The 22,153-nt window shown below is 68.1% G+C and carries 22 protein-coding genes; 3 read left to right on the top strand and 19 right to left on the bottom strand.

Annotation, left to right across the window (positions count from 1 at the left end; all coding sequences use genetic code 11):
• Window positions 1-3: 3 nt before the first annotated feature.
• From GOAMI_RS10285 to GOAMI_RS10260, 6 genes are all read right to left on the bottom strand, one after another.
• Entirely contained in the window at window positions 4-1,389 is a 1,386-nt protein-coding gene (locus GOAMI_RS10285; protein WP_006436429.1) for an HNH endonuclease, read from the bottom strand.
• Between the two features lie 228 nt (window positions 1,390-1,617).
• Window positions 1,618-2,076: a flavodoxin family protein gene (locus GOAMI_RS10280; RefSeq protein WP_006436428.1), complete on the bottom strand. Its 459-nt coding sequence runs from the start codon at window positions 2,074-2,076 to the stop codon at window positions 1,618-1,620.
• Window positions 2,076-2,651 carry a maleylpyruvate isomerase N-terminal domain-containing protein gene (locus GOAMI_RS10275; RefSeq protein ID WP_006436427.1) on the bottom strand — a complete coding sequence of 192 codons (576 nt, stop codon included), beginning with the start codon at window positions 2,649-2,651 and terminating at the stop codon, window positions 2,076-2,078. Before GOAMI_RS10275 ends, GOAMI_RS10280 begins: the two co-directional genes overlap by 1 nt.
• Window positions 2,652-2,682: 31 nt before the next feature.
• Window positions 2,683-3,222 (bottom strand): hypothetical protein, encoded by a 540-nt coding sequence (locus GOAMI_RS10270; protein WP_006436426.1) that lies wholly within the window; start codon window positions 3,220-3,222, stop codon window positions 2,683-2,685.
• Window positions 3,223-3,227: 5 nt separating this feature from the next.
• Window positions 3,228-3,977, bottom strand: a complete 750-nt coding sequence (gene dapB / locus GOAMI_RS10265; protein WP_006436425.1) for a 4-hydroxy-tetrahydrodipicolinate reductase — start codon at window positions 3,975-3,977, stop codon at window positions 3,228-3,230.
• A gap of 57 nt (window positions 3,978-4,034) precedes the next feature.
• A complete protein-coding gene (locus GOAMI_RS10260; RefSeq protein ID WP_006436424.1) occupies window positions 4,035-4,517 on the bottom strand; it encodes an Lrp/AsnC family transcriptional regulator in 483 nt (160 codons plus the stop codon).
• Window positions 4,518-4,654: 137 nt separating this feature from the next.
• Here GOAMI_RS10260 and ald point away from each other — a divergent pair, with 137 nt between their 5' ends.
• Complete coding sequence (gene ald, locus GOAMI_RS10255; RefSeq protein WP_006436423.1) at window positions 4,655-5,770, top strand: alanine dehydrogenase; 1,116 nt, start codon at window positions 4,655-4,657, stop codon at window positions 5,768-5,770.
• 19 nt (window positions 5,771-5,789) lie between these two features.
• On the opposite strand, the gene GOAMI_RS10250 is transcribed toward ald, so the two are convergent.
• The 6 genes from GOAMI_RS10250 to GOAMI_RS10225 form a co-directional block, all read right to left on the bottom strand.
• Entirely contained in the window at window positions 5,790-6,563 is a 774-nt protein-coding gene (locus GOAMI_RS10250) for an NRDE family protein (RefSeq protein WP_006436422.1), read from the bottom strand.
• Between the two features lie 6 nt (window positions 6,564-6,569).
• Window positions 6,570-8,093 (bottom strand): putative nucleotidyltransferase substrate binding domain-containing protein, encoded by a 1,524-nt coding sequence (locus GOAMI_RS10245; RefSeq protein ID WP_006436421.1) that lies wholly within the window; start codon window positions 8,091-8,093, stop codon window positions 6,570-6,572.
• A 100-nt stretch (window positions 8,094-8,193) separates the two neighbouring features.
• Window positions 8,194-10,482 (bottom strand): polyribonucleotide nucleotidyltransferase, encoded by a 2,289-nt coding sequence (locus GOAMI_RS10240; protein ID WP_006436420.1) that lies wholly within the window; start codon window positions 10,480-10,482, stop codon window positions 8,194-8,196.
• A 466-nt stretch (window positions 10,483-10,948) separates the two neighbouring features.
• Window positions 10,949-11,218, bottom strand: a complete 270-nt coding sequence (rpsO, locus tag GOAMI_RS10235; RefSeq protein WP_006436419.1) for a 30S ribosomal protein S15 — start codon at window positions 11,216-11,218, stop codon at window positions 10,949-10,951.
• Between the two features lie 78 nt (window positions 11,219-11,296).
• Window positions 11,297-11,968: a hypothetical protein gene (locus GOAMI_RS10230; protein ID WP_006436418.1), complete on the bottom strand. Its 672-nt coding sequence runs from the start codon at window positions 11,966-11,968 to the stop codon at window positions 11,297-11,299.
• Window positions 11,965-12,936: a bifunctional riboflavin kinase/FAD synthetase gene (locus GOAMI_RS10225; protein WP_006436417.1), complete on the bottom strand. Its 972-nt coding sequence runs from the start codon at window positions 12,934-12,936 to the stop codon at window positions 11,965-11,967. Before GOAMI_RS10225 ends, GOAMI_RS10230 begins: the two co-directional genes overlap by 4 nt.
• Window positions 12,937-13,053: 117 nt before the next feature.
• Here GOAMI_RS10225 and GOAMI_RS10220 point away from each other — a divergent pair, with 117 nt between their 5' ends.
• The gene (locus tag GOAMI_RS10220) at window positions 13,054-13,743 is read left to right on the top strand and encodes a metal-dependent transcriptional regulator (protein ID WP_006436416.1); all 690 of its coding nucleotides are present in this window, start codon (window positions 13,054-13,056) and stop codon (window positions 13,741-13,743) included.
• Here GOAMI_RS10220 and truB read toward each other — a convergent pair.
• From truB to GOAMI_RS10205, 3 genes are read right to left on the bottom strand one after another with little or no spacing between them, the layout of a single operon-like run.
• Window positions 13,740-14,660, bottom strand: coding sequence for a tRNA pseudouridine(55) synthase TruB (gene truB / locus GOAMI_RS10215; RefSeq protein ID WP_006436415.1), 921 nt, complete (start codon window positions 14,658-14,660; stop codon window positions 13,740-13,742). The genes GOAMI_RS10220 and truB overlap by 4 nt on opposite strands.
• The gene (locus GOAMI_RS10210) at window positions 14,661-15,317 is read right to left on the bottom strand and encodes a 4'-phosphopantetheinyl transferase family protein (protein ID WP_006436414.1); all 657 of its coding nucleotides are present in this window, start codon (window positions 15,315-15,317) and stop codon (window positions 14,661-14,663) included.
• A complete protein-coding gene (locus tag GOAMI_RS10205) occupies window positions 15,314-16,303 on the bottom strand; it encodes a metallophosphoesterase family protein (protein WP_006436413.1) in 990 nt (329 codons plus the stop codon). Before GOAMI_RS10205 ends, GOAMI_RS10210 begins: the two co-directional genes overlap by 4 nt.
• Before the next feature lie 69 nt (window positions 16,304-16,372).
• On the opposite strand from GOAMI_RS10205, the gene GOAMI_RS10200 reads away from it, so the two are divergent.
• Window positions 16,373-17,191, top strand: a complete 819-nt coding sequence (locus GOAMI_RS10200; protein WP_081598226.1) for a hypothetical protein — start codon at window positions 16,373-16,375, stop codon at window positions 17,189-17,191.
• Window positions 17,192-17,208: 17 nt separating this feature from the next.
• Here GOAMI_RS10200 and GOAMI_RS10195 read toward each other — a convergent pair whose 3' ends face one another.
• The 4 genes from GOAMI_RS10195 to infB form a co-directional block, all read right to left on the bottom strand.
• Window positions 17,209-18,567: an MATE family efflux transporter gene (locus GOAMI_RS10195; protein WP_182156157.1), complete on the bottom strand. Its 1,359-nt coding sequence runs from the start codon at window positions 18,565-18,567 to the stop codon at window positions 17,209-17,211.
• Entirely contained in the window at window positions 18,549-19,505 is a 957-nt protein-coding gene (locus tag GOAMI_RS10185; protein WP_006436410.1) for a DHH family phosphoesterase, read from the bottom strand. Before GOAMI_RS10185 ends, GOAMI_RS10195 begins: the two co-directional genes overlap by 19 nt.
• On the bottom strand, window positions 19,502-19,951 hold the full coding sequence (gene rbfA / locus GOAMI_RS10180; protein ID WP_006436409.1) for a 30S ribosome-binding factor RbfA: 450 nt from the start codon (window positions 19,949-19,951) through the stop codon (window positions 19,502-19,504). The genes GOAMI_RS10185 and rbfA overlap by 4 nt, the downstream gene beginning before the upstream one ends.
• A gap of 107 nt (window positions 19,952-20,058) precedes the next feature.
• Window positions 20,059-22,153 (bottom strand): translation initiation factor IF-2 (infB, locus tag GOAMI_RS10175; protein WP_006436408.1); only part of this gene is annotated, 2,095 nt, incomplete at its 5' end.

The following is a 22,153-nucleotide window of genomic DNA, read 5'->3' as shown; positions in this document are numbered from 1 at the left end:
ACGTCAGGCCGCGGCGGACACCTGGCTTGCGTTACGTTCCTTCCACTCCCACACCGCGTAGATCACCTCGGTCGCATACCCGAGGTCGAGCTTGCCGCCACCCACAGGCACCGTCGCGTCAGCCGCGATTCGCCCATCGGGCAACCACTCTCCTAGCGCACGCGTCGGTGGGCTCACCTCGATCACCGAACCACCCGGCCCGTGGAACGAAAACCGTTGCGACCCATGACCGGTGATACTGAACTCACCACGATGCAACGCACGGTGACAGCTTCCACACAACAAAATCAGGTTGTCCAACTCGGTCTCCCCACCGGCCGACCAGAACACCACATGATGCGCGTGCAGATGCCGTGTGCGTTCACACCCCGGCGTCTGACAGCACCGATCCCGCAGGAACAACGCCCTGATCAGAGCCTTGTTCGGAGTTCGCCGCTTGCGACCCAACCCCAACAACGCCAACTTCCCCGGACCACCAGGAACCCTGGCAGACAACGCCTCCCGCGTCACCGCCCCACACCGAGCCTCCTCGAGCTCGGCCTCCGACACCGCCGGACCGTCATCGAGATGCGCGTGTTCCACCCCATCACCGGCATGGATCAAGATCTCCGCACCCGGCGCAAGATCGGGCATCGCGATCCCGTCATGCACCATGTCCGCCATCGCCACCACCGCCGGCGCCAGATTCGACGGCACCTGCCGCCAAAGATCCCGACGATTCGTCGGCTTTCCCTCCGAATCTCGTTCACCGGACTCTGTCTCCAGCTCACCCGAAGTGTTCCGCGGAACACTCGGCAGGTCCGAATCTTCAGCCGTGCGGGTCCGTTCGTACTCAGCACGCACCGCCCCGGCGAGGAAACGTGCGCCGTCCAGAGGCGACAGGGTCATCGACACCGACAACGAACCGTCGAGATTCCACTTCCACCGACCCCACGACTCCGTCGGCGCCACGAGTTCCCCGTCCTCGTTGTGCCCGCGATCGATCTGACGCATCGCCCGCACCGCCTTCTCCACCTGCGACGCCGTGCACGACAACGCCAGATTCACCAACTCCTGCTCCCGCAACGGAGTCGCCACCCGCGTCAACGCCCGCACCTTCGAATACGTCAACCGCCCCTCACCGAACGCTTGCCGGACTACCGGCAACTCCCGCAACGATTTGGCCACCCGTACCTGCTCATGCGCCGTCCGCTGCGAAATCCCCGCCTTCCACGACAACCAGTGCGCCAATGAATGAATCCCCGGCCCTCGCCACGACTCCCGCTCATCCAACTCGGCTACCAGATCGAGGAACTCCGCAGTCAACGCCGTGATCTGCGCGGCGTAACCCAGCACCCGAACCTCGAGCACCCCATCCGGCAATGACGACGGATCCGCCCCATCGAACATCGACGCGACACCTTCAGAACGCAACACAGCAACAGACACCGAGACCCCCCAGCCAGTTCGAACAGATATACGAACAAGCTACCGCCGACCACCGACAATTCCGCAGGTCAACGCTTCATGAGCGTTCCGCGGAACACTGTCGCCATCGGCGCATGACCCGGCGGGAGATTTCGTAGCCCACTGACTCCGACAATGTCGCCGTGCCTGCCGCCGACCGAAGTACCACGGTCAACCCATCAACCCAGCCGCGACCGTCGCACCCAGTTCCCAGCACGCCTCGCGGTCGCCTTTGGTCGGTTTCTCCGAGACCACCACGTACTCAGCCGATTTCACCCACCCGAGCCCGGTGGTGATGGCGTCGACTGCCTTCTCGGCCCCCTCGGTCCCCTGGTTCCCGTGGAAGTACGCACCGAACGGGCGTCCCTGCGTCGAGTCGAGGATCTGGTAGTAACTGACGTCGAACGCATGTTTCAGTGCGCCGCTGATGTATCCGAGGTTGGCGGGGGTGCCGAGGATGTAGCCGTCGGCCTCGAGGAAGTCGCTCGCGGTTACCGCGAGAGCGGCTCGACGTACCACCTCGACGCCCTCGATCTCCGGGTCGGTGGCACCCGACACCACAGCCTCGAACATCTCCTGGCAGTGGGGCGACGGCGTGTGGTGAACGATCAGTAGCCTCTTGTCCGCCATCAGGACCTCCCTGCAAACGCGAGCAACCGGTCTGCGGCACTCTCCGACGCCGGCTCGATCGGCGCCTCGAACAGTCCGGCCGCACGTAGCTCCTCGATGACGGGCGCGGCGTCGGTGAGCAGGAAGCCGACGAGCCCGTCCGACGGTTCCCACTCCGCATCGATGCCGACGCACAGATCGTGGGAATGCAACGCCAGCTCCATGATCCGCATCACCAGGAGCTGACGGCCCGGTCGGCGCCCGGCGCGATGATCGACATCGACGTCGAGGTCGGCGGAGCCGACGGCGGCACGGAAGGCGTTCTCACTACGCCAGAATTCAGCGATCGGATCACCGGCCTCGAGGTAGTCGACGTCGCGCGTCGAGAGAGTGTCGGCGGTGCTCGCACCCTCGAGCAGCATCGAGTAGCGGTAGCCGCCGCCGATGAGGTGGTTGATCAGGTCCCTATTGGTCCATCCCGCGCAACCACTTGCGTCGCGCAGCCTCTCGGGTCCGGCGTTCGCCAGATGATCGGCCCACAGCCGGGCGGCCTCGTCGAGCCAGGGTCCCGGGTCGTTCATCTGGCGATCGTTCATCTGTCCTCCCACACTGTCGGATAAGACTCCGCTACTGCTCACGCCCGTGGAACTGTGCGACCGCGCGTTTCATCATCGCGCGGGCGCGGGGGCGGTCGCCGGCGTAGTCGTAGGCGCGGGCGATGCGGTAGGTGTTGCGCCAGTCGTTCGGGTCGGCTTCCCACTCGGCCTTGACCTGCGCGAACAATTCGTCGGCGGCGTCGCGTTCCATGCGGCCCGACGCGCGGTGCGGCCGGTTCGAGATGTCGAGTTCGCGGCCTTCCTCGGCCATGATCGCCGCGAGCTTCTGGTGTTCCAGACCCGCCCGCAGCGTCGCGTAGATCAGCCAGGCGCCGATGAGCGGCAGTGCGATGACACCGAGCCCCAGCCCGATTCCCGCGGCGGTCCCCGTGGCGATCAGCTGGAACCCGCGCCAGCCGAGAAGCACGAAGTAGACGACCAGCGCCACGACGAGGAAGCCGATCATCCAGACGATCGGCCGGGCGTCCTTCTTCTTCGGACCCAGCTGCGGCGCGCCACCCTCGGTGTCGCCGGTGTGGGTGCCCTCGTCGTGCGTGCCGTCATCGACCATGGGGATCAGAGGTCCATCAGTTCTTCGAGCCCGATGGTCAGACCCGGACGGTCGGCGATGCTGCGCACCCCGAGGAGCACACCGGGCGCGAACGACGACCGGTCGAGGGAGTCGTGGCGGATGGTGAGGGTCTCGCCCTCTGTGCCCAGCAGCACTTCCTGGTGGGCGACGAGGCCGGCCAGGCGCACCGAGTGGACGTGCACACCGTCGACCACCGCCCCACGCGCGCCGTCGAGTTCTTCGGTGGTGGCGTCGGGACTCGGTCCCACGCCGGCCTCGGCGCGTGCGCGGCCGATCAGTGCGGCGGTGCGGTAGGCGGTGCCCGACGGTGCGTCGGCCTTGTGCGGATGGTGGAGTTCGACGACCTCCACCGAGTCGTAGTACTTGGCGGCCTGCGCGGCGAACCGCATCGACAGCACCGCGCCGATGGCGAAGTTCGGGGCGATCAGCACGCCGACCTTCGGGTTCTCGGCGAGCCAGCCGCGGATGGTCTCGAGACGTTCCTCGGTGAAGCCGGTGGTGCCGACGACAGCATGAATCCCGTTGGCGATGAGGAACTTCAGGTTGTCCATGACGACGTCGGGGTGGGTGAAGTCGACGACCACCTCGGTGTCGGTGTTGGAGAAGAACTCCAGCGAGTCGCCCTTGTCGACGCCCACGGTGTAGGTGAGGTCGTCGGCCTTTTCGACCGCCGTGACGATCGCCTGCCCGACCTTGCCCTGGCTACCCAGGACGCCCACCTTGATACCGCTCATGTCCACCCTCTTCGATCTCGACGTGCCAACGGGCCCAGTCTAGTGGCGACCACCTGCTCAGTAGATCGGCGCATCGCCGCGACGATGCTCGAAGACCAGCGACGTGGTGGTACCCGCGACCTCGCGTCGACCGTTGAGCCGCTCGACGAACTGGCGCAGCGCCTCGGTGTCGGCGGTGGCCACGTGGAGCATGTAGTCGTCGGCACCGGCGAGGAAGAACACGTCGATCACCTCGTCGTAGGCGGCGATCTCACCGACGAATCGTCGGATCTGACCACGCGCATCGGATTGGAGACTGACCGCGACCATCGCGCGCAACGGGCGGCCGACGGCGGCCGGGTCGACGTCGGCGAAGAATCCACGGATGACACCGAGGTCGACGAGCCTGCGCATGCGGCCGTGACACGTCGACGCAGCGATCCCGACGCGTTGGGCCAGCTCACTGTTGGGCATGCGGGCGTCGGACTGCAGGAGCTTCAGCAGTTCGCGGTCGGTTGCGTCGAGGTCGCCGGGCTGAACATCCTTCGGAGTGGCGGGCATCTCAGCCTCCTGATCTGAACCATCTTCACGATTTTCGGTCCGCCGAGAATCTTCCTCGCGCACATTGTGACACGTCCGAAGTTCCTTCACCCTGAAAGCAGGTTATCAGTACAAACTTCGAGACGAGAGTGAGCATCATGCGCGTCGGCGTCCCCACCGAGATCAAGAACCACGAGTACCGCGTCGCCATCACCCCGGCCGGCGTCGCCGAACTGCACCATCGCGGGCACGACGTGATCATCCAGGCGGGCGCCGGAGAGGGTTCGGCGATCACCGACAACGATTACAAGGCCGCCGGCGCGCAGATCCTCGGTACTGCCGCCGAGGTCTGGGAGCAGGCCGACCTGCTGCTCAAGGTCAAGGAACCGATCGCCTCGGAGTTCGGCCTGCTGCGGGCGGGCCAGACGATCTTCACCTACCTCCATCTGGCAGCGGGCGAGGAGTGCACCTCGGCCCTGCTCGCCTCCGGCACCACGTCCATCGCCTACGAGATGGTCCGCACCGCCGACGGCGCACTTCCCCTTCTCGCCCCGATGAGTGAGGTCGCCGGATGTCTCGCACCACAGGTCGGTGCCTATCACCTGATGAAGTCCGAGGGCGGTCGCGGCGCCCTCATGGGCGGTGTCCCCGGCACCGAGCCCGCCGAGGTCGTCATCCTCGGCGGTGGGGTCAGCGGTGTCAATGCCGCGACCATCGCGGTGGGCATGGGCGCGCAGGTCAGCGTCTTCGACCTCGACATCGCCAAACTCCGCGCGATCGACGCCCGCTTCGGCGGCCGCGTCCACACGCGCTACAGCACCCGGCTCGCGCTCGACGAGGCGGTGAAGAACGCCGACCTCGTCATCGGCGCCGTCCTCGTCCCCGGCGCGAAGGCACCGGTCCTGGTGTCCAACAGCCTTGTCGCAGAGATGAAGCCCGGCACGGTCCTCGTCGACATCGCCATCGACCAGGGCGGCTGCTTCGAGGACTCGCACCCGACGACGCACGCCGAACCGACCTTCGCCGTGCACGACACCACCTTCTACTGCGTGGCCAACATGCCGGGCACGGTCGCGCGCACGTCGACACAGGCGCTGACCGGCGCGACCCTCCCCTACGTCTTGCGTCTGGCAGATCAGGGTTGGGAGACGGCCTGCGCGGTTGATCCAGCTCTCGCGTCCGGGTTGAGCACCCATGACGGCGAGCTGTTCACCGCCGAGGTCGGCGAGGCCCTCGGCCTACCGGTCGCGGCTATGCCGTTCGCACACAACTAGTTCAGAACCGGAGCGCAGTTCAAAACCGGAGCGTGGTGGTCCCTCGCCGCTTCCCGCGCCACCCGTAGCGGCGTTCGGTGATCTCGCCGTGGCCGTCGTAGCCGATGCGCAGCACGGTCGACGCCCTGGTGCCGTACCCCGGGATGTTGATGAACTTCGACGACAGGGCCGCCTCGAACTCGGGTCCGACACCGGTGTCGGGCAGACGCACCGGATCGGGCCGGTCCTGGTCGGCCAGCATCGCGAAGTAGTCCTCGTCGGAGGCACCGCCGGCGATCAGGTCGCGCAGCGCAGCAGTGCCGTCGACGACCTTCGGCCAGTCGTTGTCGAGCGCACCGTTGGACACGCCGTGCACACCGTCGGCGACCCGTTCGGCGTGCGGGTGCGGTCGGTTCGTCACCCACCAGAGGTCATCGGCGTCCCCGTTGGTCCCGGTGTCACCGACGAGCAGGTTCACCGGGTCGTAGTCGGCGGACTGTTCGACGACGCGGTCGGCGAACACCTTCGGGTCGTCGCCACCGCCGAGAAAGTCCACCGGCAGCTGCCCACGTGAACGGACGCCCGCGCGTTCCGGTGGACCGACCCGCACGTTCGTCACCATCGCCACACGGCCGGGCACCTCCGCGGAGACACCCAACCAGGTGCCGCCGGCCAGCGCGCGTCCGGCCATGATCGGCAGGTCATCCCATCGGGACAGCGCATACGTGCGTCGCCGGTGATACTCGTCGCGGTTGGCCGCGACGATCAGACGATGCTCGGGATGCGCATTCCACGCGAAGAGGATCAGGCACATGGCATCTCAGTTCACCTGGTAGTGGCTCATACCGGCCATTCTGCGCTGGACGCCGGCGATCTCCCGCACCGCCTGGGCCACCAGGCTCCGGTCGAGCGGAGACAGCCTCTTCATCTCAAGGACGTCGGTCGGCGTCTCACCCTGATCGAACTGCGCCACCTGGTACCGCAACCGCACCCGCTGCAGGACGTCGAACACCTCCATCAGGGTCGCCGCATCGCCGGTCGGCAACAATGCACTGCCCGCGGCGGCCTGCAGCCGTGCCCGCGTGTTCACCTCGGTGGATTCGACGCTCAGTGCCGCCCACCGGGCGATGTTGATCAGCGGAGTCAGCGCATGGGTCTTGAGGTCGAGGGTCCCGCCGCGCCGCGTCAGGACATCGCGCATCGACCGCAGCCGCGCCTTGGTCGACAACGACTCCGCCAGCAGTAGACGCATGGTGCGCGGATCGGCACGCAGTGCGCCGATCATCTCGACTCCCGGTGTCGGCGTGGGCGATTCCCGACGTGAACCGGACAGTTCCCGACGCGACGCAGACAGGGGCCGGCCGTCGAGGATCAGCGAGGTGAAGATCATCCCCTTGTTCGCCAGCGGCTCCTCGATCCAGCCGCGCGCCGCCGCCTGCCACTGGCCGCGGGTCCGCGAGAACAGCGGCTTCGATGCGACGGCCCCATTGGTGTCGACGGTCAGCCCGGCACCGCGGAGCAGGTCGTCCAGCTTCTCGAACGCCGTGCGATGGGCGTCGAGGTCGGAACTGCCGAGAGCGTCGTCGAACACCACCGCCGAGTCGACATCGGAACTCAGCACCGGTTCCCGGCGCGCGTTGCTGCCGAGCGACAACCACGTGTAGGCAGTGGGATCGACGCCGGGATGCGGATCGACGACCAATGCCAGGCCCCGCACCACGATGGCGTCGACGATGAGCGATGCGACCCGGGTGACCTCGTGTGCCGGCCGGTCCCGTCGCACGAGATCGGCGACCAGCTGCGGTAGCCGACGGGCGTGCTCCTGAAGTTCCCCGACCGTCTGCGACCGCGAGATCTGTTCGCGCAGCGGCATACTCGCGCCTGCAGGGTCGGCGACGAAGTCCCCGGCGCCGACGACACCGAGCACCGCCCCGGCGGCATCGCAGACCGGGATGACCGTGAGGTCGCGGTCGACGAGTTCGGTGAGGGCGTCGACCGGCGCCGTCCGGGAGTCGACGACGAACGCCGGACCGTCGATGACCTCACCCACCGGGGTGTCGATGCTTCGTCCGGCCCCGACGACCCGCGCCCGGATGTCGGCGTCGGTGAGCAGCCCGTGGCTCCCCGGCCCGTGTCCGCCCGGTCCTTGTCCGGCGTCGGACAACGGGATCACCACGTAATCCTGACCGCGTTCGGTCATCAGCACCGCGGCCTGCCGCACGGTCATGTCGGCCCGCCCGATCACCGGTGCGGTCCGCAGCAGATCCGCGACGGTTCGCGCGGAAGGTGTGCGCTGCGCGTCGCGGCGGTGTGCGACGGTCAACTGGTCGGACGGACCGTTCATCCCTGAAGATGATAGGCGGGTGCGGCCGAGAGTCGAAGACGACACCGGGCCCGCCGTCCGTGATGGACGACGGGCCCGGTGTGGGTTCGATCAGAACAGCTCAGGCGTCGGCGGTGGCCGCTTCGGCAGCCGCGGCCTCGGCCTTGTCGGCGTCGTCGTCGACCGGGACGAGGCTGATCTTGCCGCGCTCGTCGATGTCGGCGATCTCCACGCGGAGCTTGGAGCCCACGTTCACGACGTCCTCGACCTTGTTGACGCGCTTGCCCTTACCGAGCTTCGAGATGTGCACCAGGCCGTCGCGACCCGGCAGCAGCGACACGAACGCACCGAACGCGGTGGTCTTGACGACAGTGCCGAGGAAACGCTCGCCGACCTTGGGCAGCTGCGGGTTGGCGATCGCGTTGATGCGGTCGATCGCCGCCTGCGCCTTGACGCCATCCGAGGCGCCGACGAACACGGTGCCGTCGTCCTCGATGGAGATGTTGGCGCCGGTCTCCTCGGTGATGCCGTTGATCGTCTTGCCCTTGGGGCCGATCAGTTCGCCGATCTTGTCCATCGGGATCTTGATGGTGGTGATCCGCGGCGCGAACGGGCTCATCTCGTCGGGCTCGTCGATGGCCTCGGCCATGACGTCGAGGATGGTCAGCCGGGCGTCCTTGGCCTGGCTGAGCGCACCCGCGAGCACCGGCGAGGGGATGCCGTCGAGCTTGGTGTCGAGCTGCAGGGCGGTCACGAAGTCCTTGGTGCCCGCGACCTTGAAGTCCATGTCGCCGAAGGCGTCTTCGGCGCCGAGGATGTCGGTCAGTGCGACGTAACGGGTTTCGCCGTCGACGGTGTCGGACACGAGGCCCATCGCGATGCCGGCGACCGGGGCGCGCAGCGGCACACCGGCATTCAGCAGCGACATGGTCGAGGCGCAGACCGAACCCATCGAGGTGGAACCGTTGGAGCCCAACGCCTCCGAGACCTGACGGATCGCGTACGGGAAGTCCTCGACGCTCGGGAGCACCGGCATCAGGGCACGCTCGGCGAGCGCTCCGTGGCCGATCTCGCGACGCTTGGGCGAACCGACGCGGCCGGTCTCACCGGTCGAGTACGGCGGGAAGTTGTAGTGGTGCATGTACCGCTTGGACGTCTCGGGTCCGAGCGAGTCGACCTGCTGCGCCATCTTGACCATGTCGAGGGTGGTGACGCCCATGATCTGGGTCTCGCCACGCTCGAACAGCGCACTGCCGTGGGCGCGCGGGATCACGCCGACCTCGGCGGAGAGTGCACGGATGTCGGTGATGCCGCGACCGTCGATGCGGAAGTGGTCGGTCAGGATGCGCTGGCGCACCAGCTTCTTGGTCAGCGAACGGTAGGCGCCGCCGATCTCCTTCTCACGACCCTCGAACTGCTCGCCGAGCTGGGCGAGGATGTCGGCCTTGAGCTCGTCGGTCTTGTCGTCGCGCTCCTGCTTGCCCGCGATCGTCAGGATCTCCGCGAGGCGCTCGGTGCCGGCGGCGGCGACGGCCTCGTAGACGTCGTCCTGGTACGGCGGGTACAGCGGGAACTCGCCGGTGTCCTTGGCAGCGGCCGCGGCCAGCGACTTCTGCGCCTCGCACAGACGGGCGATGAACGGCTTGGCGGCCTCGAGGCCCTCGGCGACGATGGCCTCGGTCGGGGCCTGCGCGCCACCGGCGATCAGGTCGATGACGTTGTCGGTCGCCTCGGCCTCGACCATCATGATCGCGACGTCGGCGGTGTCGCCTTCACCGCTCACGATGCGGCCCGCGACGACCATGTCGAACACGGCGCCTTCGAGCTGCTCGACGGTCGGGAACGCGACCCACTGACCGGCCTTGTTCTCCTCGGTCGGGATGAGCGCAACGCGCACGCCACCCACCGGGCCGGAGAACGGCAGACCCGCGAGCTGGGTCGACGCCGACGCGGCGTTGATGGCCACGACGTCGTAGAGGTCGTCCGGGTTGAGCGACAGCACGGTCACGACGACCTGGATCTCGTTGCGGAGACCGTCGACGAAGGACGGGCGCAGCGGGCGGTCGATCAGGCGGCAGGTCAGGATCGCGTCGGTCGACGGACGACCCTCGCGACGGAAGAACGACCCGGGGATGCGGCCGGCGGCGTACATCCGCTCCTCGACGTCCACGGTCAGCGGGAAGAAGTCGAAGTGCTCCTTCGGGTGCTTCGACGCCGTGGTGGTCGAGAGCAGCATGTTCTCGTCGTCGAGGTAGGCGGTCACCGAACCGGCGGCCTGCAGGGCAAGACGTCCGGTCTCGAACCGGATCGTGCGGGTGCCGAAGCTCCCGTTGTCGATGATCGCGGTGGCCTCGGTGATCGCGTCGTCGTACTCGTCGGTGAAGTCTTCGGTGGTGGTCACATCTGTCATGTGGGGTGGAATCCCTTCGTAGCGGCTGCCGTAAGCGGCCGTCATGATGCGCGGCCACGCAGACATGGCCGCTTGTGCGGTTGAGGGTGGTCATCGCGAGGTGCGCAGCGTGCACCGATGCCGGTGCAGTCGTGCTGTCGAACTCATCGCACGCGCGGATCGGACCGACCCAGAACGCGCCGAGAAAACACGGCAGCGGGTGAATGGCGCGACGTGTTCGCGCCCGGTTGAGTGCTCAGACGGCCTTCGATCGAAGCGGCCGGAACCTTTGCTCCGGCGGCCACTACCGAGGACCGATCTGGCTCGTCGTCACGCACTGCCATCAGTTCACGGCAACGATCCGTCTGTCAGCCTATCACCGCGTGCTGTCAATACCTCAATATGACGAGCCCGCAGACAGACGAAACCGGCCACCTCCCCGATGGGAGGTGGCCGGTCGGCAAGTCTGTTCCGCGCGGGTCCGCGATCAGCGACGCAGGCCGAGACGCTCGATGAGCGAGCGGTAGCGGTTGATGTCGACCTTGGCGACGTACTTCAGCAGGCGACGACGACGGCCGACGAGCAGCAGCAGACCGCGGCGGCTGTGGTGGTCGTGCTTGTGCTGCTTGAGGTGCTCGGTCAGGTCGACGATACGCTTGGTCAGCAGCGCGACCTGGGCCTCGGGCGAACCGGTGTCGGTCTCGTGCAGACCGTATTCGGTGAGGATTTCCTTCTTCTGCTCGGCAGTCAATGCCATGGAGATACTCCTGTTTCTCAGTGCCGCGTCTGGAAGAACTACTGGTGTGCCACCGCGGACTGCAGCAACACCGACTGATCAGGCTACCTGTAGCCCCGGTGCGGACCCAAATCCGTGGATGCTCAGGGCCGCATCGCGGCCGAGCCACCACCACACCAGCGCGACCGCGATGACGCCGATGAGGGCGCCGACGACGATCGTGATCGCGAGGAGGCGACGGGCCACTCCGGCGGATTCGCGACCGGTGAGCGACACACCGACCAGGCCGAGGACGACCGAGGTCAGAGCGGCGGCGAGCATCAGGAACAACCCGGCGGTCGGTTCACCGACGTCGGCGGCCGCCGACGTCGCCCCGATCTGGCCCAGCGGCAGCGTCAGACCGAGAGGCCGCACGGGTACCGCACCGGCCAGGACGACGACGCCCACACCGGCCCCGGCGACCAGGGCGAAACCCGGATGAGGCGCCCCCACCCGACGCACGACGGCGAACAGGGCCAGGAGACCACCGACGATGATGAGAAGGCCGAGTGCGGTGGTGAACCACCCCAGCGTCAGCTGCGTTCCGAGTGCCTGCGCGTAGTGCCCGTTGTGAATCCCGAAACCGTTCGGGTTGAGCGGTGCGAGCCCCACCGAACCGAGGTCGACCCACTCCATGAAGGTGGCGGCCACGACCACCAGGCCCAGCACGACCGACGCGAGGGCCGCGGCGACCGCCGAGGTCTGCGCGCCACCTGTGCGCGGTGCACTCACGGCGTCTCGGCCGCCGCCAGGATCTCCCTGGTCTTCGTCACGTCGTCGCCCATGGCGGTGACGAGGTCGTCGATCCCGTCGAACTGGACCATGCCGCGGATGCGGTGCACGAAGTCCACGGCCACGTGCTGGCCGTAGAGGTCGGCGTTCTTGTCCAGGACGAAGGCCTCGACGGTGCGGGTGCGCCCGGAGAAGGTCGGGTTGGTGCCCACCGACACCGCCGCCTGGTACCGCTCCCCCGGCAGCACCTCACCGACGGCCGGTCCCACGCCCAGGATCGTGAACCACGCGGCATACACGCCGTCGGCGGGGATCGCGGCGTACATCGGCGGCGCGACATTCGCGGTCGGGTACCCGAGATCACGTCCCCGGCCGTCCCCACGCACCACGACACCCTCCACCCGGTGCGGGCGGCCGAGCGCCTCGGCGGCGCGGTCCATGTCACCGGCCGCGACGCAGGAACGGATGTAGGTCGACGAGTAGGTCACCGCTTGTTCGCCGAACAGTGAGATGGCCTGCACCTCGAAGCCGAACTTGGCACCCAGCTCGGTCAGTTTCGCGACGTCGCCGGCGGCCTTGCGCCCGAAGGTGAAGTTGTCCCCCACCACGACGTCGGCGGCATGCAGTGTCTCCACGAGGATGTCGTGGGCGAAGTCCTTGGGCGAGCGCGCGGCGAGTTCCGGCGTGAACGGCATGACGCAGAAGACGTCGATCCCCAGTTCCTCGGCCAGCTCCGCCCGTCGCGTCAGCGTGGTCAGTTGCGGCGGATGGGATCCCGGCCGCACGACCTCCGACGGATGCGGGTCGAAGGTCATCAGCACGGACGGCACCCCGTGCTCTTCGGCCGCCTTGGTGGCGGCATGGATCAGTTCGGCATGCCCACGGTGCACACCGTCGAAGACACCGATGGTGACCACGCACCGTCCCCAGTCCGCGGGGATGTCATCAAGACCTCGCCATCGCAACACGCGACCAGCCTACGGGGAGCACCAGTTCCAAACCACCACCGCCACACGCCTACGAACGGACGGGGTGTCGACGACGAGATGTCGGCGAGCAGACAAGGTGACGCTAAGCTCATACCCATGCCCAGGGGATCAGACCGTCCGGTGACCGAACTGTCACAGGTCACCCAGGACTATCTGAAGGTCATCTGGACCAGCCAGGAGTGGGAAGACGTCAAGGTCACGACCAAGCTGCTGGCCCAGTCCCTCGGAGTGTCCCCGTCGACGGCCTCGGAGGCCATCCGCAAACTCGCCGATCAGGGCCTGGTCTCCCATGAGCCCTACGGCGCGGTGACGCTGACCGACGAGGGCCGCGAGGCGGCGATCCTGATGGTGCGGCGCCACCGTCTCCTCGAGACCTTCCTCGTCCGCGAACTCGGATACCGCTGGGACGAGGTGCACGACGAGGCCGAGATCCTCGAGCACGCCGTCTCGGATCGGCTGATGGCCCGGCTCGACGCGAAACTCGGCTTCCCCGACCGGGATCCGCACGGCGACCCGATCCCCGCACTCGACGGTTCGATCCCCACGCCCGCCGCGGCACTGCTCGCCGACCTCGAGGTCGGGGCGTCGGGATGCATCGCCCGCATCTCCGACACCGACCCGGAGATGCTCCGCTACTTCGACGAGGTCGGCGTGGCCCTCGACCGTGTCGTCACCGTCGCCGAGAAGCGGCCCTTCGCCGGCACCATCTCGGTGTCCCTCGACGACGCGACGCCGATCGACCTCGGCGACATCGCCGCGCGCGCGATCTTCGTCGTCCCGCGCTAGCGCAGGGTGGCCGGACGCACCACCATCACCGAACTCGCCCGGCGGCCCTTCTCCTGGATGAGCGCGATGGCCTGCTCGTGCGGGTCGACGACGACGTAGACGCCCTTCATGCCGATCGGCTCGAGCCATCGTCCCTGGCTGATGGATTCGGCCTCGTCGTCGCTGATGTCGCGGCGGGGAAAGGACAGCTTCACCGCCTCGTCGATGTCGAGGCTGACGCGGCCGTCCTCGCGGACCTCGTCGAGCGTGCGGGCGTGTTCGAGGGTGAAGGGCCCCACGGCGGTACGGCGCAACGCGGTCAGGTGCCCACCGACGCCGAGGGCGGCACCGAGATCGCGTGCGAGCGACCGGATGTAGGTGCCCGACGAACAGTCCACCGCGACATCGAGATCCACGACGCCCGCGGTGTCGTTGTCGGTGTCCCCCGCACGCCGCGTGGCCAGGACGTCGAATCGTGACACGGTGACCGGCCGGGCCTGCAGGTCGAACTCGGCGCCGGTGCGGACGAGCGCATGCGCGCGCCGGCCGTCGACCTTGATCGCCGAGACCTTCGCCGGAACCTGCTGGATGTCGCCGGTGAGATCGGCGACGGCCGAGGCGATCTCGTCGTCGCTGACACCGGAGGCGTCCGCGGTGGTGAGGATCTCGCCCTCGCGGTCGTCCGTGGTGGTCGAGGCACCGAGGCGGATGGTCGCGGTGTAGGACTTGGTGGTCAGCGACAGCAGACCGAGAAGCTTTGTCGCCCTCTCGATCCCGACGACGAGGACGCCGGTGGCCATCGGGTCGAGGGTGCCGGCGTGGCCGACCCGGCGGGTGTCGAAGATCTTGCGGCACCGCGAGACGACGTCGTGGCTGGTGATCCCGGCCTGCTTGTCCACGATGAGCAGACCGGCCTTCTCGATGGTTGCGTCGGCCATTCAGACCATCGCGATCGTCGTGGTGATGATGCCCCGCTCGACGAGCCAACGGCCGTGGAACTCGAGCACCGGCGCGCCGCCGTCGGCCGCGGCCGGGTCGATGAGGATGCGGGAGATGAACGTCCCGGACGTCTCCGCGGTCTGTTCGAAGGTGATCAGGGCGTCCTCGAAACCCAACCACCGCTTGGTGATCGGGAACCACGCCTTGTAGGTGGCCTCCTTGGCGCAGAACAGCAGCCGGTCCCAGTGCAGGCCGGACGGACGGGTCGCCAGGACCTCACGTTCGGCGGGCAGGCTGGTGTGCTCGAGCACGCCGTCGGGCAACGCGTCGTGCGGTTCGGCGTCCATGCCGAGGGATCGCACCCCCATCGAGTGGGCGACGATCGCCGCGCGGTAGCCGTCGCAGTGCGTGAGACTGCCCACGATCCCGGCCGGCCAGATCGGAGCGCCTTTGTCCCCCTTGAGGATCGGCACCGGCTCGTAACCCAGCTCCGCCAGCGCCTGCCGCGCACAGTGACGGACGGTGGTGAACTCGCGGCGACGCTTCTCGACGGCCTTGCCGATGAGCGCCTGCTCGGCGGGCATCGGGGTCAGCCCGGGCGGATCGTCGAACGCCTCCGCCGAGGCGACCCCGGATGGAAGGAGTTGTTCGATCACCGGTCGTCCTTTCGTGCTTGCCGTTCCACCTGCCGGGTCCGGCGCTCTGCCTGCCGCTGCTCCACACGCGCCCGGAATTCCGCGGCCCGCTCGGCATAGTCGGGCGGCAGGTCGAAGCGCACCCCGTGCTCGGGCAGATCGGTCTCGCCGAGACCGTCACCGGGCACGATGTTGCGCATCAACGGATTCGGCAGGCCGCGTCGCTTCCACTCACGCGGATAGCCGACGGACACCTCCTCGAACCGGATGCCGTCATACCAGGTGGTCCGCGGGATGTGCAGGTGCCCGTACACGCAGCACGCGGCGTTGAACTCGGTGTGCCATTCGGCGGTCAGCTCGCTGCCGCACCACAGCGCGAACTCCGGGTAGATGAGCGCATCACACGGTTCGCGGCGCAACGGCCAGTGGTTGATCAGGACCGTCTTCTCCGACGGGTCGAGCGCCTGCAACCGGCGGCGGGTGATCTCGATGCGTGCCCGGCCCCATGCGTCGCGGGTCGGGAACGGCTCGGGCGAGAGCAGGAACTCGTCGGTCGCCACCACGTTGCGTTCGCGCGCCAGCGCCAGCGCGGTGAGCTTGTTGGCCGTGCCCTCCGGCCGGAACGTGTAGTCGTACAGCAGGAACATCGGGACGACGCGGACCGGGTCGCCGCCGTCACCGGGATCGAACAGCGGATAGATGTCCTCGGGGGTCACCACGCCGATGTCGCGGCACGCCTGCACCAGATAGTCGTACCGGGCGACACCGAACACCTGCAGCGGGTCCTTGGCCGTGGTGTACAGCTCGTGATTGCCCGGGACCCAGATGACGGTGTGGAAACGGGTCCGCAGGCGGCGGAGGGTGTCGACGATGTCGTCGGTGCGTTCGGCGACGTCACCGGCCACGATGAGCCAGTCCTCCGGCGATGTCGGCCGGATGTCGTCGATGATGTGCTCGTTGCCCCGATGGGCGACGTGCAGATCGCTGATCGCCCACAAAGTTGCCACGAGGATCCATCGTGCCAGAGGTCGTGATCACCCCGTGCCGGGGGCGGTCTCACGTGGGACGATCGAACGGTGATAGGCAATCGAGGACCCTGGTGGGTGCAGGCGCTGGTGAGTACCGCGATCCTCGTCGCGTTCACCGTCGCCCTCGTGATGTCGCTCTACGCCCTGGATTCGGCGGGCACCGACTCCTGGGCTCGATTCGGCGCGTCGGCAGTCGTGCCGCTCGTGTTCCTGCTGATCACCGCGGCGTGGACGCGCAGCGGTCTGCGCCTTGCGCTCGTGCTGTCCGTGGGACTGCTCCTCCTGGCCCTGGAACGAGTCGCGATCCTCCCCTTCTATCTCGACTCGTCCGTGATCGCCGACTGGAATACACGGGTACTCGACGCGGCGGCGATGGCGAACATCGCCCTGTTCGACAGCGGCGTCGTCATCGTCTGGTCCATCGCCCGGCGACAGTCGGCAGCCACCTGGCTGGGCGTGATCCCGGCGGCCGGGGTGCTCTCCCTGGGGACGTGGGCGATCTACTTCCATCAGCCCGACTTCGGCGCGGACCTCACGAGCGGGGGCACTCTACCCCTCGGTTACCACGTGGGCGTGGTGACGTTCGAGATCGCGTTCGTGCTCGCGGCGATCCTGATCCTGTGGGCATGCGACGGCATCGGCCTCGCCACGCGGAGACCCCGGGCGGCAGGCGCACCCGCGGCCGCGGCGAGCGTCGAGGACCACCGCGCCACCCAGCTGTACCGGACCCAGGCCCATCAGATCGACCAGCGGGAGACCGAACGGTATCCCGTGTCACCGCCACCGCTCGCTCAGCCCCCACGGCGTCCCGACGACCCGTCGTTCCGCACCACCCAGATCGGGCGTCCCGGCGACGATCAGCGCTGACCGGGGACGAGGCCAGGTCAGGCGGGTACGACCCCCGCCTGCCGCCACCGGCCGGAACGGATACGCCACACGACGGTCGCGAGCCGGATGACCGTGAAGACCACCAGGCCGGACCACACGCCGGCCAGGCCCCAGTCGAAGATCAGCGACAGCCAGATCAACGGCAGGAACCCGACGAGCGCACCGGTCAGTGTCGCGGTGCGCAGGAAGGCGGCGTCGCCACTGCCGAGGAGCACGCCGTCGAGCGCGAAGACCACCCCGGCGATCGGCAGCATGCCGACGAAGAACCACCAGGGCACCCCGATGGCGTCGAGCACGGCGTCGTCGGTGGTGAAGATGCGCGGGATGAGCGACGCACCGGCGGCGAAAACGGCGGCCATCGCGGTCGCGGCGACCACCGACACCCCGGTCACGCGGCGGGCCACGGCGTCGGCGATCGTCAGGCGACCACCGCCGAGCGCGGCACCGACGAGTGCCTGGGCGGCGATCGCGACCGAGTCGAGGAACAGCGCCATGAACTCCCAGAGCTGCAGCACGAGCTGATGGGCCGCGACCTGTGCGACGCCGAACCGGGCGGCCACCGCGGCGGCCGAGACGAAACAGATCTGGAACGAGAGACTGCGCACGATCAGATCGCGTGCCATCGCGAACTGGGCGACGATGATCGGACGGTCCGGTCGGAATCCCTGCGACTCCCCGGACGCCTCGGGGATCACCCGCACCGCGAACAGCATGCCCGTGACCCCTTGCCCGATCACGTTCGCGACGGCGCTACCGGGAAGGCCGAGACGCGGAAACGGTCCGATGCCGTGCACGAGGCCGGCGACCAGTACCGCCGCGAGCGACAGCCCGATGACCACGTAGAAGACCGGCCGGCGCGTGTCCTGCACGCCGCGCATCCAGCCGTTGCCGGCCATCGACAGCAGGATCAGCGGCACCCCGAACATCGCGATCCGCAACCAGTGGGCGGCGTCGGCGGCCACCGCGGCCGAATCCGGCGACGACGCACCGACGAGCAACCTCATGACCACGGGCGCGAGCGGATAGGCGACCGCGACGATCACCACACCGACGGCGACCGCGATCCAGCTGGCCTGGACGCCCTCGTGCACCGCACCGGCCCGATCACCCGCGCCGAACCTGCGCGCCGCACGGGCCGTGGTGCCGTACGACAGGAAGGTGAGCTGGGTGCTGACGATCGAGAGGACCAGCGTTCCGACGCCGAGTGCGGCGAGCTGCTCGCCGCCGAGACGACCGACGACCGCGAGGTCGAGAAGCAGGTAGAGCGGTGGTGCGATCAGGACCGCGAGCGCCGAGACGGTCAGCGTCGCGATCCGCGCGACACCCGCATCATCGCTCAGAGCGACTCCAACAATCTCGCGACCACCTCGTCGGCGGTGCCGGTGTCGCTGTAACCGGACGCCTGCCGGTGCCCGCCGCCGCCATGGGCGCGGGCGATCGGGACGAGGTCGACGACGTCCTTGGACCGCAGCGACACCGTCCAGACGCCGGGCGCGCTCTCTTTGAACACCGCGGCCACCTCGGCGTCACGGGCGGTCCGGATGGTGTCCACGACGCTCTCGGACTCTTCCCAGCTCATTCCGGCGAGGGCCCGCTGGTCGACGATCGCGTAGACGAGTCCCTCGCCGTTGCACGCCGACGGGACCAGCTTCGCCGACGCCAGCACGTCCGACATCATGGCGAACCACTCGAACGGGTGCGAATCGAAGAGGATGCGGCTCCACTTGCGTGCGTCGACGCCGGTCTCCAACAGGCGCGCCGCGATCCGGAAGGACTGCGGTCGGGCCCAGCGGAACGACCCGGTGTCGGTGGTCAGCCCGGCGTAGATACAGGTGGCGATGTCGGCGTCGAGTTCGACCCCGAGTTCGTCGAGGACGTCGAGCACGAGGACCGACGTGCAGTCGGCGGCCGGGTCTATGAGATCGAGGTCGCCGAAACCGGGATTCGATGCGTGATGGTCGATGGTGATCGAGGTGTCGGCCGCACTGAAGACGGCGCCCAGCGAGTCGAGGCGTTCGAGGTTCGCAGCGTCGACCGACACCACCACCGGGTGCCCGATCACCTGGTTCGGTGAACACAGGAGTTTGCTGCCGGGCAGACCGCCGAGCGATGCCGGTAGCTGTTCGGCACCGGGATAGGACACCTCGACGTCGACGCCACGCCGGTCGAGGGCCAGTCCCAGTGCGAGACCGCTGCCGATCGTGTCCGCATCCGGGCGGACGTGACAGCAGATGGTCACCGCCGACGCGGTCGCCAGCTCCGCGGCGATCGCGGCACTCGCCGAAGCGTTCACTCGTCGTCGCCGGCGTCGTCTGCCGAACGGTAGGGATCGGCGTCACCGGCCGGTGACGCCTCTGCCCGACGCCGTGCGACGAGTTCGTCGTTGGCGCGGGCGCGTGCGACGAGCTCCTCCATCTGACGAGCCGCGTCGGGCACCGTGTCGAGGACGAAACGCAGGGTCGGGGTGAAGCGGACGCCGGTTCCGGCACCGACCTTGGACCGCAGCACGCCGGTCGCCTTGGCCAGTCCGGCCGCGGCGGCGTCGTAGTCGGGTTCGGCGTCGATGGATTCGCCCATCACCGTGTAGTAGACGGTCGCGTCGTGCAGATCATTGGTCACGCGGGTGTCGGTGACCGTCACGTAGGCCAGGCGTGGGTCCTTGATCTCGGAGGCGATCGCCGAGGCGACGATCGTCGAGATCCGCTTGGCCAGGCGCTGTGCCCGTGCTGGATCAGCCATCGGGAGTCCTTCCGTAAGCGGTGCCGTGCGCGCCGTCCCCTCGTCGGGGACGACGCGCACGGCAGCGGGTCGAGAGTTGTCTTACGAGAGCTCGGAGCCCACGCGCATCAGTCGCGCGGCTTCTCCTGCAGCTCGTAGGTCTCGATCACGTCGTCCACCTTGATGTCCGAGTAGGTCAGCGTGAGACCACATTCGTAACCTTCGCGAACCTCGGTGGCATCGTCCTTCTCGCGCTTGAGCGACGACACGGTGAGGTTCTCGGCGACCACGACATTGTCACGCAGCAGGCGCGCCTTCGCGTTGCGGCGCATGATGCCCGACTGGACGAGGCAACCGGCGATGTTGCCGACCTTCGACGACTTGAAGATGGCGCGGATCTCGGCGCGGCCGAGCTCCACCTCTTCGTAGATCGGCTTGAGCATGCCCTTGAGCGCGCTCTCGATCTCGTCGATGGCCTGGTAGATCACCGAGTAGTACCGGATGTCGACGCCCTCGCGGTTGGCCAGCTCGGTGGCCTTGCCCTCCGCGCGGACGTTGAAGCCGATGATGATCGCATCCGATGCCGCCGCCAGGTTGACGTTGGTCTCGGTGACACCACCGACACCGCGGTCGATGATGCGCAGCGACACCTCGTCGCCCATCTCGATGCCCAGCAGGGCCTCTTCGAGGGCCTCGACCGTACCCGAGTTGTCACCCTTGAGGATGAGGTTGAGCTGGCTGGTCTCCTTGAGAGCCGAATCCAGGTCTTCCAGACTGATCCGCTTGCGGCTGCGCGCGGCCAGCGCGTTGCGCTTGCGCGCATTGCGACGGTCGGCGATCTGCCGGGCGATGCGGTCCTCCTCGACCACGAGCAGGTTGTCACCTGCACCGGGGACCGAGGTGAAACCGATGACCTGGACCGGACGCGACGGCAGTGCCTCGGGGACGTCCTCGCCGTGCTCGTCGACCATGCGACGGACACGACCGTAGGCGTCACCGGCGACGATCGAGTCGCCGACGCGGAGCGTGCCGCGCTGGACCAGCACGGTCGCCACCGGGCCACGGCCGCGGTCGAGGTGCGCCTCGATGGCGACACCCTGGGCGTCCATGTCCGGGTTGGCACGCAGGTCGAGCGATGCGTCCGCGGTGAGCAACACGGCCTCGAGCAGTGCGTCGATGTTCTCGCCCTGCTTGGCCGAGATGTCGACGAACATGGCGTCGCCGCCGTACTCCTCGGGGATCAGGCCGTACTCGGTCAGCTGTCCGCGGATCTTCTGCGGATCGGCGCCTTCCTTGTCGATCTTGTTCACCGCGACCACGATCGGGACGTCGGCCGCCTGGGCGTGGTTGACCGCTTCCACCGTCTGCGGCATGACGCCGTCGTCGGCCGCGACCACGAGGATCGCGATGTCGGTCGCCTTGGCGCCACGGGCACGCATGGCGGTGAACGCCTCGTGACCCGGGGTGTCGATGAAGGTGATCAGGCGATCCTCACCGTTGAGGTGGGTGTTCACCTGGTAGGCACCGATGTGCTGCGTGATACCGCCGGCCTCGCCCTCGCGGACGTTGGCCTTACGGATCGTGTCGAGCAGTCGGGTCTTACCGTGATCGACGTGGCCCATGACGGTGACCACCGGCGGGCGCTGTTCGAGATCTTCCTCGCCGCCCTCGTTCTCGCCATAGGTGAGGTCGAAGCTGCCGAGCAGCTCGCGGTCCTCGTCCTCCGGGCTGACGACCTGGACGCGGTAGTTCATCTCCGAGCCCAGCAGCTCGAGCGTCTCGTCGTTGACCGACTCGGTCGCCGTCACCATCTCGCCGAGGTTGAACAGCGCCTGGACCAGCGATGCCGGGTTGGCGTCGATCTTGTCGGCGAAGTCGGAGAGCGAGGCACCACGTGCGAGACGGATGATCTCGCCGTTGCCGCGCGGCAGCCGGACGCCACCGACGGCCGGTGCTTGCATGCTCTCGTACTCGGCGCGTTTTGCGCGCTTCGACTTGCGACCCTTGCGGGGGGCGCCGCCGGGACGACCGAACGCACCGGCTGCACCACCGCGGCCACGACCGCCGCCGCCACCGGGACGACCGCGGAAGCCACCACCTGCGGGTGCGCCGGGCGCGCCGCCGCCACCGGGTCCGCCGCGGTAACCGCCGCCGCCGGCGCCTCCGCCACGGCCGCCGCCGGCACCGCCGCGACCACCCGGACGGGCGTCAGGACGCGCCGCG

It is taken from the genome of Gordonia amicalis NBRC 100051 = JCM 11271 (assembly GCF_000332995.1).
Classification (GTDB): domain Bacteria; phylum Actinomycetota; class Actinomycetes; order Mycobacteriales; family Mycobacteriaceae; genus Gordonia; species Gordonia amicalis.
The sequence above is the reverse complement of the archived record's forward strand: the minus strand, read 5'-3'. Positions and strand labels throughout refer to the sequence as shown.

What these genes read in the sequence shown, in the direction of transcription:
- GOAMI_RS10260 (WP_006436424.1), bottom strand. Translation starts at nt 4,517, where the DNA reads ATGCCCGCCACTCCGAAGGATGTTCAGCCCGGCGACCTCGACGCAACC.
- GOAMI_RS10275 (WP_006436427.1), bottom strand. Translation starts at nt 2,651, where the DNA reads ATGAACGATCGCCAGATGAACGACCCGGGACCCTGGCTCGACGAGGCC.
- GOAMI_RS10250 (WP_006436422.1), bottom strand. Translation starts at nt 6,563, where the DNA reads ATGTGCCTGATCCTCTTCGCGTGGAATGCGCATCCCGAGCATCGTCTG.
- rpsO (WP_006436419.1), bottom strand. Translation starts at nt 11,218, where the DNA reads ATGGCATTGACTGCCGAGCAGAAGAAGGAAATCCTCACCGAATACGGT.
- GOAMI_RS10220 (WP_006436416.1), top strand. Translation starts at nt 13,054, where the DNA reads ATGCCCAGGGGATCAGACCGTCCGGTGACCGAACTGTCACAGGTCACC.
- dapB (WP_006436425.1), bottom strand. Translation starts at nt 3,977, where the DNA reads ATGAGCGGTATCAAGGTGGGCGTCCTGGGTAGCCAGGGCAAGGTCGGG.
- rbfA (WP_006436409.1), bottom strand. Translation starts at nt 19,951, where the DNA reads ATGGCTGATCCAGCACGGGCACAGCGCCTGGCCAAGCGGATCTCGACG.
- ald (WP_006436423.1), top strand. Translation starts at nt 4,655, where the DNA reads ATGCGCGTCGGCGTCCCCACCGAGATCAAGAACCACGAGTACCGCGTC.
- GOAMI_RS10240 (WP_006436420.1), bottom strand. Translation starts at nt 10,482, where the DNA reads ATGACAGATGTGACCACCACCGAAGACTTCACCGACGAGTACGACGAC.
- GOAMI_RS10285 (WP_006436429.1), bottom strand. Translation starts at nt 1,389, where the DNA reads ATGTTCGATGGGGCGGATCCGTCGTCATTGCCGGATGGGGTGCTCGAG.
- truB (WP_006436415.1), bottom strand. Translation starts at nt 14,660, where the DNA reads ATGGCCGACGCAACCATCGAGAAGGCCGGTCTGCTCATCGTGGACAAG.
- GOAMI_RS10270 (WP_006436426.1), bottom strand. Translation starts at nt 3,222, where the DNA reads ATGGTCGATGACGGCACGCACGACGAGGGCACCCACACCGGCGACACC.
- GOAMI_RS10280 (WP_006436428.1), bottom strand. Translation starts at nt 2,076, where the DNA reads ATGGCGGACAAGAGGCTACTGATCGTTCACCACACGCCGTCGCCCCAC.
- GOAMI_RS10245 (WP_006436421.1), bottom strand. Translation starts at nt 8,093, where the DNA reads ATGAACGGTCCGTCCGACCAGTTGACCGTCGCACACCGCCGCGACGCG.